The following is an 18,841-nucleotide window of genomic DNA, read 5'->3' on the forward strand; positions in this document are numbered from 1 at the left end:
GGGGCGTCGGGTGCGATCGCTGGACAGCGGCCCACACTAACGGCTGTGCATACGGACGGTCCGCCGCCTGCGGGGAAGGGGCAGGCGGCGGACCGTCTCTTGTGTACGACCTTGTGCTGTTTTGCTGGGCGGGGGCGCCGGTGCCTCACCGGGGCCGCAGCGCGGACCTGCCCGTCGGCGCGCTCAGACGGCGGCCTTCTTCAGTCTCCGGCGTTCACGTTCCGACAATCCGCCCCAGATCCCGAAGCGTTCGTCCTTCGACAGGGCGTATTCAAGGCATTCCGAGCGGACTTCGCAGGAGAGGCAGACTTTTTTCGCCTCACGAGTGGAACCACCCTTCTCGGGAAAGAAGGACTCGGGATCGGTCTGGGCGCACAATGCGCGCTCCTGCCAGCCGAGTTCCTCGTCCGCGTCGTCGACCAGCAGTTGCTGGAACAGCTCGGTCATGTGCGCCCCTCGTCTGTCTTTTGCTTCCCCGTGATGTTGCCGTTACCGGAACCGGCCGAACGACACGAGTGAAATTACAAGTGTGTAGCTCCGTGGCGGTCAAGCTCAGGTCTGCTATTGGGCCCGTTATTCACTCTGCGGAACCAAAGCTATGCAGAAAGTGTTCAAATCGCCAAAAACCGTGACACATGACCTCACCTCTGTGCGGGTACCCCGGTCACGGAGGAAGACGCGGTTCGGAGTGATCTTGTTGCGGCCGATCCGGCGAAGCGACTCGGATCACAGTCGGATCACGGGACGGCAAAGGCGCCGGGTGCCCGGGTCCACCCGGGCGCGGGCACGGTCGAAGCGCCATTTCTCCTCGTCAGTGACTGCACAAACCTTTCTCCGGACGACGTAACCGGAAGAGGTGAAACATTGCCGCCGAACCGGTCCCCGAGTTGACAGCCGAGAGGGGGCCCGTCACCTTTGTTCTCATGCCAGCGACCGCAGCACCCACCCGGACCCGCACCCGTGCGGTCCGCTGTGCTGCCCCGGCCCGCTGTCACTGTTGCTGTCACAGCTGTTGAAGCCACCCGCGCTCCAGCTCTGATCCGCCGCACACCGCATCCCGTGTGCGCTGCATCTCCCCCGCAGTCGCCCCCCCGAGGGGCGAGGCTCTGCGAACCCGTTCTGCGACACCCCAGCACTCACTGCCGAGGAACCCCCGCACTATGAACAGCGACAGCGACCTGCAGATCGCCGGCGACATCCTTGAGGTCACGCACCTCCTGGCTCCCGCCCGCGAGCACCCCTCCACCGTGGCCGGGTTCGCCGGTCTCGCCCGAGCCGTCGCGGCCGACCGCGCGCAGTGGGCCCCGCTCGTCGAGTACGACGCCACCACCCGCTGGTACCACCGGCTGCGGACCGGGCCCGGCTACGAGGTCTGGCTGCTCAGCTGGGTGCCGGGCCAGGGCAGCGGGGCGCACGACCACGGCGCGTCGACCGGTGTCCTCACCGTCCTTCAGGGCGAACTCACCGAGCGCAACGACAGGGGAGCCCGGGTCCTAGGGACGGGCGCGCAGTACGTGTCCGTGCCCGGTCACGTCCACGAGGTCGTCAACGACTCGCTGGAGCCGGCCGTCAGCCTGCACGTCTATTTCCCGGGGCTGACCGAGATGCCGATGTACGGCGCCGGTGCCCGGACCGGCGCTGCCATGACTGCCCGACAGGATGTCAGTACTGCCTGAGAGACTTCTCGGCATGCGCATTGTGGTCTTGGCAGGCGGTATCGGCGGTGCTCGTTTTCTTCGCGGCCTCAAAGAGGCGGCACCGGAGGCGGACATCACCGTCATCGGCAATACCGGTGACGACATTCATCTGTTCGGGCTGAAGGTCTGTCCCGACCTCGACACGGTGATGTACACCCTCGGCGGTGGCATCAACGAGGAGCAGGGCTGGGGGCGTGCGGAGGAGACCTTCCACGTCAAGGCCGAGCTCGCCGCGTACGGGGTCGGACCGGAGTGGTTCGGACTCGGCGACCGCGACTTCGCGACGCACATCGTGCGGACGCAGATGCTCGGCGCCGGCTACCCGCTGAGCGCCGTCACCGAGGCCCTGTGCGAGCGGTGGCAACCGGGCGTGCGGCTGATCCCGATGTCCGACGACCGCGTCGAGACGCACGTGGCGGTCGACGTGGACGGCGAGCGCAAGGCGGTGCACTTCCAGGAGTACTGGGTGAAGCTGCGCGCCTCCGTGGAAGCGCACGCGGTCGTGCCGGTCGGTGCCGACCGGGCGAAGCCCGCGCCGGGCGTGCTGGAGGCGATCGCCGGGGCCGACGTCATCGTCTTCCCCCCGTCGAACCCGGTGGTGAGCGTCGGGACGATCCTGGCGGTCCCCGGTATCCGCGAGGCCATCGCGAACGCGGGGGTGCCGGTGGTCGGCCTCTCCCCCATCGTCGGCGACGCACCGGTGCGGGGCATGGCCGACAAGGTGCTCGCGGCCGTCGGCGTGGACTCGACCGCCGCCGCGGTGGCGCAGCACTACGGCTCGGGACTGCTGGACGGGTGGCTCGTCGACACGGTCGACGCGGGCTCCGTGCGGGTGGTCGAGGACGCGGGGATCCGCTGCCGTGCCGTACCGCTGATGATGACGGACCTGGCGGCGACCACAGCGATGGCACGGGCCGCACTGGAGCTGGCCTCGGAGGTGCGGGCGTGAGCGGCATGCGGCCGGGCGCGGACGGCCGCGTCGCGGGGCCGAGCGGCGGCGTCGCGGCCGAGAGGGCGCCCGGGTACCGGGTGTGGGCGGTCCCCGGACTGCCCGAGGTCCGGGAGGGCGACGACCTCGCGAAGCTGATCGTGGCCGCGGAGCCGGGCCTGGCCGACGGGGACGTGCTCCTCGTGACGTCCAAGATCGTCAGCAAGGCGGAGGGACGGATCGTCGCCGCGGACTCGCGCGAGGACGCGATCGACGCGGAGACCGTACGGGTGGTGGCGCGGCGCGGGGCGCTGCGGATCGTGGAGAACCGGCAGGGGCTCGTGATGGCCGCCGCCGGGGTGGACGCCTCCAACACCCCCGCCGGGACCGTGTTGCTGCTGCCCGAGGACCCGGACGCCTCCGCACGGGCGATCCGCGACGGGGTGCGGGACGCGCTGAACGTCGAGGTCGGGGTCGTCGTCACCGACACCTTCGGGCGGCCGTGGCGCAGCGGGCTGACCGACGTGGCGATCGGGGCCGCCGGAGTGCGGGTGCTCGACGACCTGCGGGGCGGCGTCGACGCGTACGGCAATCCGCTGAGCGCGACGGTCGTGGCGACGGCGGACGAGCTGGCCGCCGCGGGCGACCTGGTCAAGGGCAAGGCCGCCGGACTGCCGGTGGCCGTGGTGCGGGGCCTGGCGCACGTGGTGGACGCACACGCGGACGGTGAGGGCGCCCGCGCGCTGGTACGCGGGGCGGCCGACGACATGTTCCGGCTGGGGACCTCGGAGGCGGTACGGGAGGCGGTGACGCAGCGGCGCACCGTGCGCGAGTTCACGGACGAGCCGGTCGATCCCGGGGCGGTGCGGCGGGCGGTCGCCGCCGCCCTCACGGCGCCGGCACCGCACCACACGACGCCGTGGCGTTTCGTGCTGCTGGAGAGCGAGGCGTCGCGGGTGCGGCTGCTGGACGCGATGCGGGACGCGTGGGTCGCGGACCTGCGGGCGGACGGGAAGTCCGAGGAGTCGATCGCGAAGCGGGTGCGGCGGGGGGAGGTGCTGCGGCGCGCCCCCTGCCTGGTCGTGCCCTGCCTGGTGATGGACGGTTCGCACACGTACGGGGACACGCGGCGGGACGCGGCCGAACGGGAGATGTTCGTGGTGGCCATGGGGGCGGGGGTGCAGAACTTCCTCGTCGCGCTGGCCGGGGAACGGCTGGGGTCGGCGTGGGTGTCGTCGACGATGTTCTGCCGGGACGTGGTGCGGGACGTGCTGGGGATTCCGCCGGAGTGGGATCCGATGGGTGCGGTGGCGGTCGGGCGGGCGGCGGTGGCGCCGGCGGAGAGGGCGGAGAGAGGGCTGGAGGGGTTCGTCGAGGTGCGGTGAGGGGCTTGGGCGGGCGGCTCGTGGGGGGTGGTGGCGCGGGGGTGGGTGCGCGGTGCGGGGGCGCCCGGTGGGAGCGTGAACGGTGGGTGCGCGTGCGGTGCGAGGGCGTATGGCGGGAGGGTGCACGTCCGGCTGGGGGGGCGCGTGCGGTGCGGGGCGTGCGGCGGGAGGGTGCACCTCCGGTGGGCCGCCCCCTTGCCCGCCCGTTCCGCCCTCGGGGCGGCCCCGCCGCCCAAAGGGGCGGGCGTAGGGGCGGGCGGCCCCGCCGCCCGAGGAGGCGGGGCGTAGAGGCGGTCGGCCTCGCCGCCCGAGGAGGTGGGCCGTAGGAGCGGGCGGCCCGCCGGGGCAAGGGGGCGGGGCGTAGAGGGGGCCGGCGTGGGGGTCGTAGGCTTTGGGGGTGGCTGGGCGATTCTGGGTGGGGCGGGCGGAACTGGGGCTGGTGCTGGGACCGCTGCGGCGGGGCCCCGGTGACCCCACGTTCCGGGTGACGCCGGACGGAAGCGTGTGGCGGGCGAGCCGTACGCCCGACGGGCCGGGCACCCTGCGGTTCGGTGCGGGCTCCGTGGAGGCCTGGGGCCCCGGGGCGCAGTGGCTGCTGGAACGGGTTCCGGACCTGTTGGGCGCACGGGACGAGCCGCACGGGTTCGTCGCGCATCACCGAGTGGTGGCACAGGCCGCGCACCGGAATCCCGCGTTGCGGCTGTGCCGGTCCGGGCTGGTGCTGGAGTCGCTGATTCCGTCGGTGCTGGAACAGAAGGTGACCGTCATCGAGGCGTACCGGTCCTGGCGGACCCTCGTGCGCCGGTTCGGCGAACGCGCGCCGGGGGCGGAGGCCGGCGCGCCCGAGGACCTGTACGTGATGCCGTCGGCCCGCCAGTGGGCGCTGATCCCGTCGTGGGAGTGGCACCGGGCGGGCGTCGACGCGAAGCGTTCCGACACCGTCGTACGGGCCGTACGGGTCGCCGCCCGGCTGGAGGAGGCCGCGGAGATGCCGTACGAAAGGGCGAAGGCCCGGCTGGAGCTGGTGCCCGGCATCGGGCCGTGGACCTCCGCCGAGACGCTTCAGCGGAGCAACGGGGCGCCGGACGCCCTGACGGTGGGCGACCTGCACCTGCCGGGGATCGTGGGGTACGCGCTGGCCGGCGACCGAAGCGCCACCGACGCGGACATGCTGGAGCTGCTGGCGCCGTACACGGGTCAGCGGCACCGTGCCGCCCGCCTGATCATGCTCACCGGCCTCACCCCGCCCCGCCGGGCCCCGCGCATGGCCCCCCGGCGCATCGCCCACCTCTGAGGAGGAGAGCCCCGCGCACGCGACCGGGGGGACGTGCGGCCCCACGCGGTTCGTCCCGCTCCCCCGCACCACCTCGCCCGTATGTCGGAGCCGGTACGCGGGCTACTGGTCCGAGGAGAAGCGGACCGAGGCCGCCGGGAGCACCGCGTCGCACCAGACGCGGACGCCGGGGTTCAGTTCGTTGTCGGGCCCGACGCTCGCGCCGTCGCCGACGACGGCGCCCAGCAGCGTTGTACGGGCGCCGATCCTGGCTCCCGCGCCGACCAGGGAGTCCGTGATCACCGCACCCGCCTCGACGACCGCGCCCGCCAGGATCGTGCTGCCCTCGATCCGGGCCCCCTCGCCGACCACCGCGTCCGTGCCGATGACCGTGCCGCCGGTGAGTTTGGCGTCGGGAGCGACGGCCGCGCCCGGCATGACGAGGCGGTCCCCGCAGCGGCCGGGGACGGCGGGCGAGGGCGCACGGCCCTGGACGAGGTCGGCGGAGCCCCGTACGAACGCCTGCGGGGTGCCCAGGTCCAGCCAGTACGTGGAGTCGACCATGCCTTGCAGGTGCGCGCCGGAGGAGAGCAGGTCGGGAAAGGTCTCGCGTTCGACGGAGACCGGGCGACCGGTGGGGATGGTGTCGATGACCGAGCGGCGGAAGACGTACGCGCCCGCGTTGATCTGGTCGGTGACGATTTCCTCGGGGGTCTGCGGCTTTTCGAGAAAGGCGGTGACGCGGCCCGTGTCGTCGGTGGGCACCAGCCCGAAGGCGCGCGGGTCCTCGACCCGGGTGAGGTGCAGCGAGACGTCGGCGCCGGAGGTGCGGTGGGTGGAGACGAGGGCCGCGATGTCCAGGCCGGTGAGGATGTCCCCGTTGAAGATGAGGACGGGCGCGTCGGGGCCCGAGTGGAGACGGGAGGCGACGTTGCGGATGGCGCCGCCGGTGCCGAGCGGCTCGTCCTCGGTGACGTATTCCAGATGCAGGCCGAGGGAGGATCCGTCACCGAAGTGCGGCTCGAACACCTCGGCGAGATACGAGGTGGCGAGGACGATGTGTTCGACTCCGGCCGCCTTCGCCCGGGCCAGCTGGTGGGTCAGGAAGGGCACGCCCGCCGCGGGGACCATCGGTTTGGGGGTGTTCACCGTGAGCGGCCGCAGCCGGGTTCCCTTGCCCCCGACCAGGAGGATCGCTTCAGTCACCTTGTCGTCTCTGCTTCCTGCTGGGGCCGGCCGGATAGTGGGCGGCCAGTGTATGCAGACTGTTCGATCCGTCCCGGTCGGCGCCCCGCACAGACTTGCGAACCGTCCCCGTCAGCGCCCCTGGAGGTCGGCCGCCTTCGCGCGTGCGGTCCCGAGCTTCTTGTAGAGGCGCCCGCCGGGGCATTCGGTGGCGAATCCGTCGCGGTGGCCCGAGATCACGTTGAGCCGGACTTTGCTGCCCTTCTTGTAGAGGTTGCTGCCTCCTGAGGTGAGGTAAGCGACGCCCTTGGGGTTGGCGCCGTGCAGTCCGAGCTTCCAGGCGGCGAGCCGGGCGACGGCGTTCACCGCGGCGGCGGGCGGGGTGGTGCGGCTGTACGTTCCGAGGACGGCGATGCCCATGCTGTTGGTGTTGAAACCGAGAGTGTGCGCCCCGAGAACCGGCTTGGCCACACCCCCCGCACGTCCTTCGTAGATGTTGCCGCACTTGTCGACGGCGAAGTTGTAGCCGAAGTCACGCCAGCCACTGCTCTTGACGTGGTAGCGGTAGATACTGCGCAGTACGGAGGCCGACTGCGAACAGCTGTACCCGTTCCCGGACGCGCTGTGGTGGACGAAGGCGGCTTTGATCGTCTTCGAGTAGACGAAGCCCTTCTCCCTGAGCCGCTCGTCGGCGCCCCACTTCTTGCGCGTGATGATCTTCGGGCGCGGCCCGATGTGCGGGCCTGCGCCGCCCATCTCCGCTTCCGCTTCCGCCCTTGTCCGGGCCAGGTCGAGGGCGGGGATCTCCCCGTCCACGTCGGCCGCACGCGGGCGGGGCGGCTCCGCGCCCGGGTCGACCAGGTCCAGACGCAGTCCGCGCGGCAGGGGCGCGCCGTCCGTCCGTACGCGCGCCTGCACACCGTCCGAGGCGCCGACCCACAGCGGGTCCGTCGAGCCGTGGTTGCGGCCGGTGCGCGCCTCCTTCGCCGAGGGGTCGGCGCCGTGGTCCGCATGACCGGCCGTCAGGTCCTGCCAGCCGGACCACTGGCCGCCGACGGCTCTCGTACGCACCTGGACCCGTCCCTCCAGTACGGCGCGCGGATCGTCCCAGACCGCGCCGACCAGGGAGAACGGCTCCACGTCCCGGGCCGCGAGGTCCGCCGTCGGCGCCGGCCGCGCCGCCCTGTTCGTACTGTGCCCGCCAAGCGGTGCCAGCGGGATCGAGCGGGTGGCCCCGGGGAGGTCCGCGGCCCGCGCGTCGCCCGCCTTGTCCGCGTACCGGTCCGGCCGGCCGTCGTCGGGCAGGGCGAACGGGAGGGAGACGAGGACCGCACAGGTGACGCCGAGTGAGGAAGCAACAAGTGCACGCATACGGCTGATAGTGGGCATAGCGGTATAAATCTGTCCATCGGTGAATTGACGTCACGTCTGCCGGACGGGTGGCCACGGCCCTCCGCTCCGCCCGCCCGCACCGCGCCGTCCGACGTACCCTCGTGCGATGAACACCACCGACCGCACCCCTGCCGACCTGCTGCGTTCCGCACTCGCCGCGGACCCGGGCCGTCCCCTCGTCACCTTCTACGACGACGCGACCGGCGAGCGCGTCGAACTGTCCGTCGCCACCTTCGCCAATTGGGTGGCCAAGACCGCCAACCTCCTTCAGGGCGACCTCTCCGCGGGCCCCGGCGACCGGCTCGCACTGCACCTGCCCGCGCACTGGCAGACCGCCGCCTGGCTGCTCGCCTGCGCCTCGGTGGGCGTCGAGGCCGACGTACGGGGGGCGCCGCAGGACGCGGACGTGGTGGTCAGCGGCCCGGACTCGCTCGACGCGGCGCGCGCCTGCCGGGGCGAGCGGATCGCGCTGGCGCTGCGTCCGCTGGGCGGCCGGTTCCCGCAGCCGCCGGAGGGCTTCGCCGACTACGCCGTCGAAGTCCCCTCCCAGGGCGACCGGTTCGCCCCGTACGCGCCCGTCGACGCGGACGGGCCCGCCCTGTCGGTCGGCGGCACGACGCTGACCGCGGCCGACGTGGTCGGGCGCGCGCGGACCGACGCGCAGGCGCTCGGGCTCGCACCCGGCTCGCGGATCCTGTCGGGCCTGCCGTACGACACCTGGGAGGGACTGTCCTCCGGTCTGTACGCGCCGCTGGCGGCGGGCGCTTCGGTCGTCCTGTGCCGGAACCTCGGGCAGCTGTCTGCCGAGGGGCTCGCCCAGCGGGTGGAGAGCGAGCGCGTGACGCACACGGTGGGAGCGCCGGCGCAGGCGTAGGGCGGGTACGTCGACGGGGGGCGGACCATTCGGTGGACCGGGGCGCGGCCTCGCGGGCTCCGGGAGCGGCCCGGTACATGATCGGTGAAGCGCACAACCAAGTGCCGGGTTAAGCCGTCTACCCCTGCGATCGGCGGCCCCGCGCGCCGCCGACTTCGCACCGAGGATGGACGCAGACGTGACCGACACCGCTGGCACGCCCCCCGAACCGGAAAGGCCGGTGACGGAGGACAGCGGTGCGCAAGACGCCGCGGAGTCTCCGCCCGGCACCGGTTCCGCCTCCGCCGCCGAGGCCGGTGCAGCCGCGACGGGGGCCGGTCCCCAGCCCGGTACCGCCGATGGGGACACCTCCAGGACCGGCGCGGGCACGGCCGGAGCCGGCCCCGAAGCCGCCGCGTCCCACCGCAAGCGGCGCTGGGTGCGCTGGGCCGCCGGCGGGGCAGCGCTCGTCGTGCTCGCGGCCGCCGGGACGGGGTGGTGGTTCTACCAGAAGCTCGACGGCAACATCACCACGGACACCGGCGTCGCGGCCGAGCTGCACACCTGGGAGAAGGAGCGTCCCGCCCAGGCCGAGATGGCGATGGACGCGCAGAACATCCTGCTGATCGGCTCGGACACCCGCGCGGGCGACAACAGCAAGTACGGCCGGGACGAGGGCACCCAGCGTTCCGACACCACGATCCTGCTGCACCTGGCGGCCGACCGCTCCAGCGCGACGGCCGTCTCGCTGCCCCGCGACCTGATGGTGGACATCCCCACGTGCACGAAGGCGGACGGGTCCCGCACCCGGGCGATGTTCGCGCAGTTCAACTGGGCGTTCCAGATGGGCGGTACGGCCTGCACCATCCGTACCGTCGAGAAGCTGACCGGCATCCGGCTCGACCACCACATGGTGGTCGACTTCGAGGGCTTCAAGGACATGGTGGACGCGGTCGACGGCGTCGCCGTCTGCCTGAAGGAGCCGATCGACGACCACGACGCACACCTCAAGCTCGCGGCGGGCCCGCAGACGCTCAACGGCGAGCAGGCGCTGGGCTATGTGCGCGCACGCAAGAGCATCGGCGGCGGCAGCGACACCGAACGCATGGACCGTCAGCAGCAGTTCCTCGCGTCGCTGGTCAACAAGATGCAGAGCACCGGCGTCCTGCTGAACCCGACGAAGCTCTACCCGGTGCTGGACGCGGCGACCAAGTCCCTCACCACGGATCCCGGGTTGGCCTCGCTGCGCGACCTGTACGACCTGGCGACCAGCATGCGGGACGTGCCGTCGGAGAAGGTGCAGTTCATGACGGTGCCCAGACGGCCGTACCGGTACAACACGAATCGGGACGAACTCGTCACATCACAGGCGGACGTGCTGTTCAGGCAGTTGCGCGAGGACACACCCGTTTCGGTGACACCGAACAAGTCGCGTGCGCCGGGCGAGACGCCGGTGAGCGACGAGAAGCCGGACGACCCGGGGCCGGCGGACCCCACGCCGTCCCCCACTTTCACCGGCACAAACGCGGCAACAGGCATGTGCGAGTAAAGCGATTCCCAAGGTGAGGCCATTACCCGTTGCTTTTTGGTCGACTTGCCCGGTTGTAAGGGCCGTGGAGTTGGTCACTGACGTCGCTCGCCACTGATCCGGACAGATAGTGTGACGCGATCCAGTGCAACGAGCCGCAACTCGGGTCACGCACGCACAACTGGACCGAATGACCGAGCGCCTGGGGGGAGGCGCCTCGCGTGGGACCGACGGAGGACTCAGGCAACCGTGGACGCGCACAGCCGTGGCGGGGCGGACGAGATCGACCCCGCCGACCAGTGGGTTCTCAACCCGCACACCGGCCATTACGAACTGCGACTGGACCGTTCCGCAGAGTCCGTACGGAGCGCCGGGCAGCCGCAGGGGAGCCCTCGCGGCCGTTCCCGGGCCCCTCGGGGCCCCGGCGACGGAACTCCGCCCCGGCGTGAGGTGCCCGCGCAGCGGAGCCGTCGTGGCCAGACCGCAGGCGGCCCCGGCGCCAAGGGTCCCCGGTCCGCCACCGACGGCACCGCGCAGGCGGGCCGCCGCAAGCGCAAGCAGCCGAAGAAGAGCGGCAAGAAGGCCCTGAAGATCACCGGCGGCATCGTCGGCTTCGTGCTCGTGACGGGCTCGGTCGGCGCGTGGGCGCTGTACGAGCACCTCGACGGCAACCTCAATTCCGTCGAGGTGTCCGGCGGGTCCGGCGGCTTCAAGAAGGACCAGGCGATCAACATCCTGGTCATCGGCACGGACAAGCGGACGGGCGACGGCAACGAGGGCTACGGCGACAAGGACAGCCCCGGCCACGCCGACACCACGCTGCTCTTCCATGTCTCCAAGGACCGGACGAACGCGACCGTGCTGTCCATCCCGCGCGACCTGAAGACGAAGATCCCGGACTGCCCCACGAAGCAGACGGACGGCTCGGAGACGGTCGTCCCCGGCTCGGCCTTCGAACGCTTCAACACCAGCCTGGGTCAGTCCGGCCGCGACCCCGGCTGCACGATGCGCACCGTCCGGGAAATGACCGGACTGACCGTGGACCACTTCATGATGGTCGACTTCAACGCGGTGAAGTCGCTGACCTCCGCCATCGGCGGCGTCGAGGTCTGCGTCGCCAAGGACGTCGACGACAAGAAGTCGCACCTCAAACTGACCAAGGGCAAGCACACCATCGAGGGCGAGCAGGCGCTGGCCTTCGTACGCACCCGCGGCGCGTTCGGCGACAAGTCCGACCTCAGCCGGATCCAGACGCAGCAGCAGTTCCTCGGCGCGATGATCCGCAAGATGAAGTCCAGCGAGACCCTGACCGACGTGAGCAAGCTCTACAAGCTGGCCGACGCCGCGACCAAGGCGCTCACCGTCGACTCGGGCATCGACGGCATCGGCAAACTCAAGTCCCTCGCCGGGGAGATCGCCCAGGTCGACCCGGAGAACGTCACCTTCGCCACGCTGCCGGTCCTCGACAACCCGGCGGAGCCGCCGAACAAACGGTCCACCGTCGTCCTCAACGAGGCGAAGGCGCTCCCGCTGTTCGAGATGCTGCGCGCCGACACCTCGCTGACCGAGGTGAAGAAGAAGGAGAAGGCCGACAAGGCCGAGGCGAAGGAGAAGCAGAACGCCCTGCTGCACGGCGAAAAGGCAGCCGCGGAGGACGTACGCGTCAACATCTACAACGGCAGTGGCAAGGGCGGCGCGGCCCAGGAGACGCTGTCCTGGCTCCAGTTGCAGAAGGGCGCGAAGCTCGCGACCAACGGCGGCAACTCGCCGAACCCGGACATCGCGACGACCGTCCTGGAGTACGGCGAGAACCAGGCCGACCAGGCCCGCGCCCTCGCCGCGATGATGGGCCTGCCCGCCTCGGCGCTGAAGCCGTCCGGCCAGAACGCCGGGGACCGCGAGCCGATGACGCTGACGCTGGGCAAGGACTTCGGCGGGGCGGGCAAGCCGCTCGGCGGGCCGACGAAGGCGCCGGAGGGCGTGCAGCAGGCCAACGCCGCCAAGTCGGTGTGCGCCCAGTGACCGCCGGTCACCGCGCGTCGAGCACGATCTGAGTCGGAGTGGGAGTGGGGGCCCGGTGAGCAGCAGCAGTGTGCACGGGGAGGGGACCCGGGCCCGCAGCCTCGGCTGGGACGAGAGTCTCTACGAGAGCGCGGCGCCCGGGGATGCGGCACCGGGAACGGGCGACACCGACAGGGCCGGCTCCGGCAGGAGCAAGGCCCCCAAAGGCGGCGCGAACGGCACGGCAGGGGGCGGGGGGCGGCGCCGCGGCGACTCGGCGCGAAGACGTGCCGGCAACGGCAGGCGCGGTCGCGCCCTGCGCTGGGCCGCGATATCCCTGGCCGTGCTGATCCTCGGCACGGCCGGCGCGGGATACCTGTACTACGAGTACCTCGACAGCAAGCTCCGGAGGGAAAAGCTCAGCCTGGGGGACGACAGGCCGGGCAAGGCCGCACCCAACGCGGCGGGCCAGACCCCGCTGAACATCCTCCTCATCGGTTCGGACGCCCGGGACACCGAGGCGAACAAGTCTCTGGGCGGCGCGAAGAAGAGCTTCGACACCCCGCCGCTCGCGGACGTCCAGATGCTGCTCCACATGTCCGCGGACCGCAGCAACATCTCCGTCGTCAGCATGCCGCGCGACACCATGGTCACACTGCCCAAGTGCACCGACCCCGAGAACGGCAAGGTGTACCCGGCGACCACCCGCCGGTACAAGGCGAACGAGTCGCTGGGGCGCGGCGGCCCCGGCTGCACGGTCTCCACCTGGGAGAACCTGACCAACATCCACATCGATCACTTCATGATGATCGACTTCGCCGGTGTGGTGTCGATGGCGGACGCCATCGGCGGCGTCCCGGTGTGCGTGCAGGACAACGTGCGCTCCCGCACCGCCGACGGCAAGGGCTCCGGTCTGGAGCTCCGCAAGGGCACCACACCGGTCAAGGGCGAGCAGGCCCTGCAGTGGCTGCGCACCCGTTACGGGTTCGAGGACAACACCGACATCGGCCGTACGAAGGCCCAGCACATGTACATGAACTCGATGGTGCGCGAGATGCGGGCGAACGCGAAGCTGACCGACCCGCACAAGCTGCGCAAGCTCGCGGAAGCGGCGATCGAGGCGCTGAAGGTCGACGACTCCCTCGACGTGAAGGGTCTGTTCGACCTGGGCACCCAGCTCAAGAGCGTGCCGACCAACCGCATCACCATGGCGACCATGCCCTGGCGCTACACCCTCCGGCAGGACGTCGAGCCCATGCCGGGCGACGCCGAGCAGCTGTTCCGGCTGATCCGCGAGGACCTGCCGCTGGACGGCAAGGCGTCGAAGCAGCCCGCGAAGAAGGCTCCCGAGCCCGACAAGCCCGCCCACGCGCCGGGCGAGATCGGCGTCTCCGTGCGCAACGGCACCGGTGACAACACCCAGCAGGCCGTGCAGGGGCGTGCCTCGGACGTCGCGCGGATCCTCGCCGGCAAGGGTTACACCCGCGCCGCCGCCTCCCAGGAGCGGCTCTCCGCCGCGTCCACCGTCGTCCAGTACCCCAGCGCCGAACTGGAGGGCGACGCCCGCGCGGTGGCCAAGGCGCTCGGTCTGCCGTCCGGGGCGGTCCAGAAGTCCACGGACGCGAGCGGCGTCACCGTGATCGTGGGCGCCGACTGGCGCACCGGCGCGGCGTACCCCAAACCCAAGGACGACAAGGCCCCGAGCACGGCCGGCATCCTGAACGGCGAGGACTCCAAGGCCTGCATGAAGATCCACCCCGGCTTCGTCTGGCGGTAGCGCACCCGGTCGTACGGACGGGGAGGTGCGCGAAGGGGGGCCGGGACGTCGTGTCCCGGCCCCCCTTGTCGTGCACGGCTACGGCCTCGTACGTACGGCTAGACCGCGGCGCCCTGCACCGAGGGACGCCGGCTCGCGATGACCTTCCTCGCGAGGGACTTCGGCGAGGTGAGGAAGCCGTACCCCCACGACATGTGCATGGTCGCGAGCGCGACCGGGATCCGGACCCGGGCCTTGAGGGACAGGCCCTTGCCGGCCGGCAGCGAGCCGGCCGTGATGGCCGCCAGGTACCCGGCCGGGATCACGAAGCCCCACGGGGTGACGAGCGCGCCGACCACCGTGCCCGCCGCGATCGCGCAGACGGCGGCCGGCGGGGCGAGGTAGCGCAGGTTGATGGAGCCGGAGTGGTAGCGGGCGACGACGTGCCGCCAGCGGCCGTAGTCCTTGTACTGCTTGGCGAGCGCCCTGACGGAGGGCCTCGGCCGGTACTGGACCTTCAGCTCGGGCGAGAACCAGATCAGGCCGCCCGCCTCACGGATGCGGAAGTTCAGCTCCCAGTCCTGGGCACGGATGAACTCCTCGTTGTACCCGCCCTGCTGCTCAAGGGCTTCGCGGCGGAAGACGCCCAGGTAGACGGTCTCGGCCTGCTGGGCCTCGCCGCCGGTGTGGAAGGCCGCGTTGCCGACACCGATCTTCGAGGTCATCGCGGCGGCGACCGCTTCCTCCCAGGCGTTCTCGCCCTCGGCGTGCATGATGCCGCCGACGTTCTGCGCACCGGTCTCCTCCAGGAGGCGCACCGCGGTGGCGATGTAGTCGGCGGAGAGCATGCCGTGGCCGTCGACGCGGACGACGATCGGGTGGCGGGACGCCTTGATCGCGGCGTTCAGGGCGGCGGGGGTGCGGCCGGTCGGGTTCGGGACGGTGTGCACGCGGGGGTCCTCGCGTACGAGCTCGGCGGCGATCTCGTCGGTGCGGTCCGTGGACGGGCCGAGCGCGATCACCACCTCCATCTCGCCCTCGTACTCCTGCTCCAGGATGTGGCGGACCGAGTTGCGCAGGTGCCGCTCCTCGTTGAGGACCGGCATGATCACGGAGACCGCGGGGGCGGCGGGGGCAATGGCGTTCACACCGGCTCACGTTACAGCGAACGGGGGACAGCCTCGCGCGGCGGCCGCGGTGATGCTGCGGGCTGCAGATCGTATCGGCATACGGTGCAACGCGATCCCCGTCCTGTGCTCCAGCGGAGGTGTCCCCCGTGCCCGTGCCACCCCGTCCGCCAGCCGACCCGCACCCACACGACCACGGCCGCCCCCGGCGGCGGCGCGAGAAGCGCAGGCGACAGGACGAGCGGCCGCACTGGGGCATGCGCGCGGCGACCACCCTGTCCGTACTGGTCCTCGCGGCCGGCGGCATCGGACACGCGGTGGTGACGAGCATGAACACGGGCATCGCCCGCGTCGACCCGTTCAAGGACATGAAGAACCGGCCCGAGGCCGGGAACGGCATGAACATCCTGCTCGTCGGCACCGACGGGCGCGACAGGATCACCAAGGAGGAGAAGGAGAAGTACCGCCTCGGTGGCGCACCCTGCCACTGCACCGACACGATCATGGTCGTGCACGTCTCCGAGGACCGGGACCGCGCCAGCATCGTCAGCCTCCCCCGCGACAGCTACGCCGAGATGCCCGAGCACACGGACGGGACGAGCGGCGAGCACCACAAGGCGCACCCGGTCAAGCTCAACGCGGCGTACGCGGAGGGCGGCCCGGCCCTCACCACCCGCACCGTCGAGCACATGACCGGCGTCAAGATCGACCACTACCTGGAGGTCGACTTCACCAGCTTCATGAAGACGGTGGACGTCCTCGGCGGCGTCGACATCTGCACCTCCAGCGCCCTGAAGGACAGCCACACCGGTCTCGACCTCGCCCCCGGCACGCACCGGCTCGGCGGCGGCGAGGCACTGCAGTACGTCCGCTCACGGCACATCGACGGGGCCTCCGACCTGGGCCGGATGCAGCGCCAGCAGCGCTTCCTGGCCGCCTTCATCGCCAAGGCGACGAGCAGCGGGGCACTGCTCAACCCGGTGCGGTTCCGCGCGGTGGCGGCCACGCTGCTCGGATCGGTGCGCGCGGACAGCGGCTTCGGGACGACGGAGATGTACGCGCTGGCGCAGGCCATGCGCGGGTTCTCACCGGCCTCGTCGGAGTTCACGTCGGTGCCGATCGGCGAGATGGGCCACCAGGTCAGGGGCATCGGCACCACCCTGAAGTGGGACGACGCCAAGGCGAAGAAACTCTTCGCGGCACTGCGCGAGGACCGGCCGCTGGCCGCGCCCCGCCCCCGGGGGCCCAAGGCGACGACCGTGGACGTCTCCCCCGAGCAGATCCGGGTGCAGGTCGACAACGGGACGCCCACGGCGGGCCTGGGCAAACGCGTCGACGCGGGCCTGCGCGCCACCGGCTTCCGTACGACGGGCCTTCCGGGCAACGGCCTGCGCCGCGACCTGACGCGCACTCTGGTGACGTACGACCCGCGCTGGGACCGCTCGGCGCAGTCCCTGGCGGCGGCGCTGCCGGGCTGCGAGCTGAAGGCGGTGCCGGGGCAGGGCGGGACCATGCGGGTGACCGCGGGCGCGGACTTCCGGGCGGTGACGCCGGTGCGGGCGCTGGATCCGCACCAGGGGGAGTTCGGGGTGGTGACCGGGGACCAGGTGGTCTGCCCGTAGCGCCACCGCTTTGTCACGACACAGATGTCCTGACAAGGATGCATGTCCGGACACGGGCGTCCTGGCTCCTGTCAGGACATACGGACACCCGCCCGGGCGGGGCGCACGCCCGCGCTAGTCGTTGAGCCCTTCGGCCGCCCGCCGGTCCCGCAGCTCCTTGATCGCCCGCCGCCGCGCGAGCCTGTGCGTACGGCGGATCTGGGCCTCCTGGTAGCGCCGCTGGTCGCGCTCCGTCTCCGGGATCACCGGTGGAACGGAGCGTGTCTTGCCGTCCGCGTCGACGGCCGCGAAGACGAGGTAGGCGGAGCCGACCTGCTGGGCGGGGGTCGACTCGTTCCAGCGCTCGGCCAGGACCCGTACACCGATCTCCATGGAGGAACGGCCGGTCCAGTTGCACTGGGCCTTCACGTGCACGAGGTCGCCGACCTGCACCGGCTCCAGGAACACCATCTCGTCCATGGAGGCGGTGACGGCGGGCCCACCGGAGTGCCGGCCCGCGACCGCACCTGCCGCGTCGTCCACCAGCTTCATGATCACGCCGCCGTGCACCGTGCCGAGCAGATTCGTTTCCGCAGCGGTCATGATGTGGCTGAGCGTGGTGCGGGAAGCGGAGGTGGGCTTGCCCGGGATGGGATCTTCCGGGCCCTGGGCCTGATCTGTCATGCGCTCTACTTTATGCGCCCGACGCATTGCATCAGCTCTGCAACAGCCCTGCCCCGATTTCCCACCCGGCCTGTGAGACCGCGGCTCCCTGCCTGCACACTGAGGCCATGAGCGACTGGCCCAGTGCACGAAACGACGACCGCGACGACCGGTACGGCCGGGGCAGCGCAAGCGCGCAGCCCGAGGGCCCCCGGGTGATGCGGCATGTGCAGCGCGGCCAGACGCCCCGTCCCGCGCACCCGCATCCGGCCGCCCCCACCGCCCCGCCCCGCGGTGCCGTCCCCGCGCAGCACGCGCAGGGTCACGACGGGTTCGCCGCCCACGACCAGTACGGCGGCACCGGCCGGAACGACGGCTACAACACCGGCCAGGTCTACGGCGGCGGCCGCTCCGGCGGCGGCCCGGGCGGACCCGGCGGTTCCGGCGGCCGGGGCCCGCGCCCCGCCCCCAACTGGGGCCGCCGGATCAAGGTCGGCGCGATCGCGGCCGTCACGGTCCTCGCCGTCACCTCCGTCGCCACGTACTTCTGGGCGGACTCCAAGGTGCGCCGCGAGGTCGACCTCTCCAAGGTCATCGACCGGCCGGAGGAGGGCGACTGCACCACGTACCTCATCGTCGGCTCCGACAGCCGCGAGGGCATGACCGCCGAGGAGAAGAAGAAGCTGCACACCGGCTCCGCCGAGGGCAAGCGCACCGACTCGATGATGATCCTGGCCTCGTGCGGCAGCGGGAACACGATGATCTCGCTGCCCCGCGACTCGGACGTGGAGATCCCGTCCTTCGTCGGGTCGGAGTCGGGCAAGCGCTTCGAGAACCGCCACATCCGCATGAAGCTCAACGCCGCGTACGCACAGGACGGCCCCGAACTCCTCGTCCGCACCGTCGAGCACAACACCGGCCTGCGCATCGACCACTACGCGGAGATCGGCTTCGCGGGCTTCGCGAACATCGTCGACGCGCTGGGCGGCGTCGAACTGGACATCCCCAAGGCGTTCAAGGACAAGAAGTCCGGCGCCGACTTCCAGGCCGGCAAGCAGACCCTCAACGGTGAGCAGGCGCTGGCCTTCGTCCGTACCCGCTACGCGTTCGGCTCCGACCTGGAGCGCACCAAGAACCAGCAGAAGTTCCTGTCCGCGCTGGCCTCGCAGGCGGCCACCCCGGGCACGATCCTCAACCCGTTCTCGCTCTACCCCACGCTGGGCGCGGGCCTGGACACCCTCGTCGTCGACAAGGACATGGGCCTGTTCGACCTCGGCGAGATGTTCTTCGCGATGAAGGGCGTCCAGGGCGGCGAGGGCAAGTCCATGAACATGCCGATCTCCGGCAAGCGCGGCAGCAACCTCGTCTGGGACAAGGCCAAGATGCAGCAGCTGGTGAAGCAGATCAAGAACGACGAGCCGGTCACCGTCACCCCGGACCGCTGAGGCGACT

General features: G+C 71.4%; 15 protein-coding genes. 10 read left to right on the forward strand and 5 right to left on the reverse strand.

Going from position 1 to position 18,841, the window contains the following annotated elements; all coding sequences use genetic code 11:
* Nucleotides 1–183: 183 nt before the first annotated feature.
* A complete protein-coding gene (locus HNQ79_RS08855) occupies nucleotides 184–447 on the reverse strand; it encodes a WhiB family transcriptional regulator (protein ID WP_185028840.1) in 264 nt (87 codons plus the stop codon).
* Between the two features lie 713 nt (nucleotides 448–1,160).
* Between HNQ79_RS08855 and HNQ79_RS08860 the strand changes: the two genes are divergently transcribed.
* The 4 genes from HNQ79_RS08860 (at nucleotide 1,161) to HNQ79_RS08875 (ending at nucleotide 5,304) form a co-directional block, all read left to right on the forward strand.
* Nucleotides 1,161–1,676, forward strand: a complete 516-nt coding sequence (locus HNQ79_RS08860; protein WP_185028842.1) for a cysteine dioxygenase — start codon at nucleotides 1,161–1,163, stop codon at nucleotides 1,674–1,676.
* Between the two features lie 13 nt (nucleotides 1,677–1,689).
* The gene (gene cofD, locus HNQ79_RS08865) at nucleotides 1,690–2,646 is read left to right on the forward strand and encodes a 2-phospho-L-lactate transferase (RefSeq protein WP_185028844.1); all 957 of its coding nucleotides are present in this window, start codon (nucleotides 1,690–1,692) and stop codon (nucleotides 2,644–2,646) included.
* A 5-nt stretch (nucleotides 2,647–2,651) separates the two neighbouring features.
* Nucleotides 2,652–4,010, forward strand: coding sequence for a coenzyme F420-0:L-glutamate ligase (locus tag HNQ79_RS08870; protein ID WP_229923560.1), 1,359 nt, complete (start codon nucleotides 2,652–2,654; stop codon nucleotides 4,008–4,010).
* 397 nt (nucleotides 4,011–4,407) lie between these two features.
* Complete coding sequence (locus HNQ79_RS08875) at nucleotides 4,408–5,304, forward strand: DNA-3-methyladenine glycosylase family protein (protein ID WP_185028846.1); 897 nt, start codon at nucleotides 4,408–4,410, stop codon at nucleotides 5,302–5,304.
* A 102-nt stretch (nucleotides 5,305–5,406) separates the two neighbouring features.
* On the opposite strand, the gene manB is transcribed toward HNQ79_RS08875, so the two are convergent.
* Together manB and HNQ79_RS08885 are read right to left on the reverse strand one after the other, a co-directional pair.
* Entirely contained in the window at nucleotides 5,407–6,489 is a 1,083-nt protein-coding gene (gene manB, locus HNQ79_RS08880) for a mannose-1-phosphate guanylyltransferase (RefSeq protein ID WP_185028848.1), read from the reverse strand.
* A gap of 111 nt (nucleotides 6,490–6,600) precedes the next feature.
* Nucleotides 6,601–7,839: a peptidoglycan recognition protein family protein gene (locus HNQ79_RS08885; RefSeq protein WP_185028850.1), complete on the reverse strand. Its 1,239-nt coding sequence runs from the start codon at nucleotides 7,837–7,839 to the stop codon at nucleotides 6,601–6,603.
* A gap of 127 nt (nucleotides 7,840–7,966) precedes the next feature.
* On the opposite strand from HNQ79_RS08885, the gene HNQ79_RS08890 reads away from it, so the two are divergent.
* The 4 genes from HNQ79_RS08890 to HNQ79_RS08905 all read left to right on the forward strand — a co-directional run bounded on the left by HNQ79_RS08890 (nucleotide 7,967) and on the right by HNQ79_RS08905 (nucleotide 14,019).
* Complete coding sequence (locus HNQ79_RS08890) at nucleotides 7,967–8,734, forward strand: TIGR03089 family protein (protein WP_185028852.1); 768 nt, start codon at nucleotides 7,967–7,969, stop codon at nucleotides 8,732–8,734.
* A gap of 178 nt (nucleotides 8,735–8,912) precedes the next feature.
* Entirely contained in the window at nucleotides 8,913–10,262 is a 1,350-nt protein-coding gene (locus HNQ79_RS08895; RefSeq protein WP_373312572.1) for an LCP family protein, read from the forward strand.
* Between the two features lie 228 nt (nucleotides 10,263–10,490).
* A complete protein-coding gene (locus tag HNQ79_RS08900) occupies nucleotides 10,491–12,263 on the forward strand; it encodes an LCP family protein (RefSeq protein ID WP_185028856.1) in 1,773 nt (590 codons plus the stop codon).
* A gap of 55 nt (nucleotides 12,264–12,318) precedes the next feature.
* A complete protein-coding gene (locus tag HNQ79_RS08905) occupies nucleotides 12,319–14,019 on the forward strand; it encodes an LCP family protein (RefSeq protein WP_229923546.1) in 1,701 nt (566 codons plus the stop codon).
* 98 nt (nucleotides 14,020–14,117) lie between these two features.
* On the opposite strand, the gene HNQ79_RS08910 is transcribed toward HNQ79_RS08905, so the two are convergent.
* The gene (locus HNQ79_RS08910) at nucleotides 14,118–15,137 is read right to left on the reverse strand and encodes a glycosyltransferase family 2 protein (protein WP_268253569.1); all 1,020 of its coding nucleotides are present in this window, start codon (nucleotides 15,135–15,137) and stop codon (nucleotides 14,118–14,120) included.
* A 137-nt stretch (nucleotides 15,138–15,274) separates the two neighbouring features.
* Between HNQ79_RS08910 and HNQ79_RS08915 the strand changes: the two genes are divergently transcribed.
* Entirely contained in the window at nucleotides 15,275–16,747 is a 1,473-nt protein-coding gene (locus tag HNQ79_RS08915; protein WP_373312571.1) for an LCP family protein, read from the forward strand.
* 114 nt (nucleotides 16,748–16,861) lie between these two features.
* Here HNQ79_RS08915 and HNQ79_RS08920 read toward each other — a convergent pair whose 3' ends face one another.
* On the reverse strand, nucleotides 16,862–17,410 hold the full coding sequence (locus tag HNQ79_RS08920; protein WP_185028858.1) for an acyl-CoA thioesterase: 549 nt from the start codon (nucleotides 17,408–17,410) through the stop codon (nucleotides 16,862–16,864).
* A gap of 107 nt (nucleotides 17,411–17,517) precedes the next feature.
* Between HNQ79_RS08920 and HNQ79_RS08925 the strand changes: the two genes are divergently transcribed.
* Nucleotides 17,518–18,834: an LCP family protein gene (locus tag HNQ79_RS08925; RefSeq protein ID WP_185028861.1), complete on the forward strand. Its 1,317-nt coding sequence runs from the start codon at nucleotides 17,518–17,520 to the stop codon at nucleotides 18,832–18,834.
* Nucleotides 18,835–18,841: the final 7 nt, after the last annotated feature.

The organism is Streptomyces candidus (genome assembly GCF_014207445.1).
GTDB lineage: Bacteria > Actinomycetota > Actinomycetes > Streptomycetales > Streptomycetaceae > Streptomyces > Streptomyces candidus.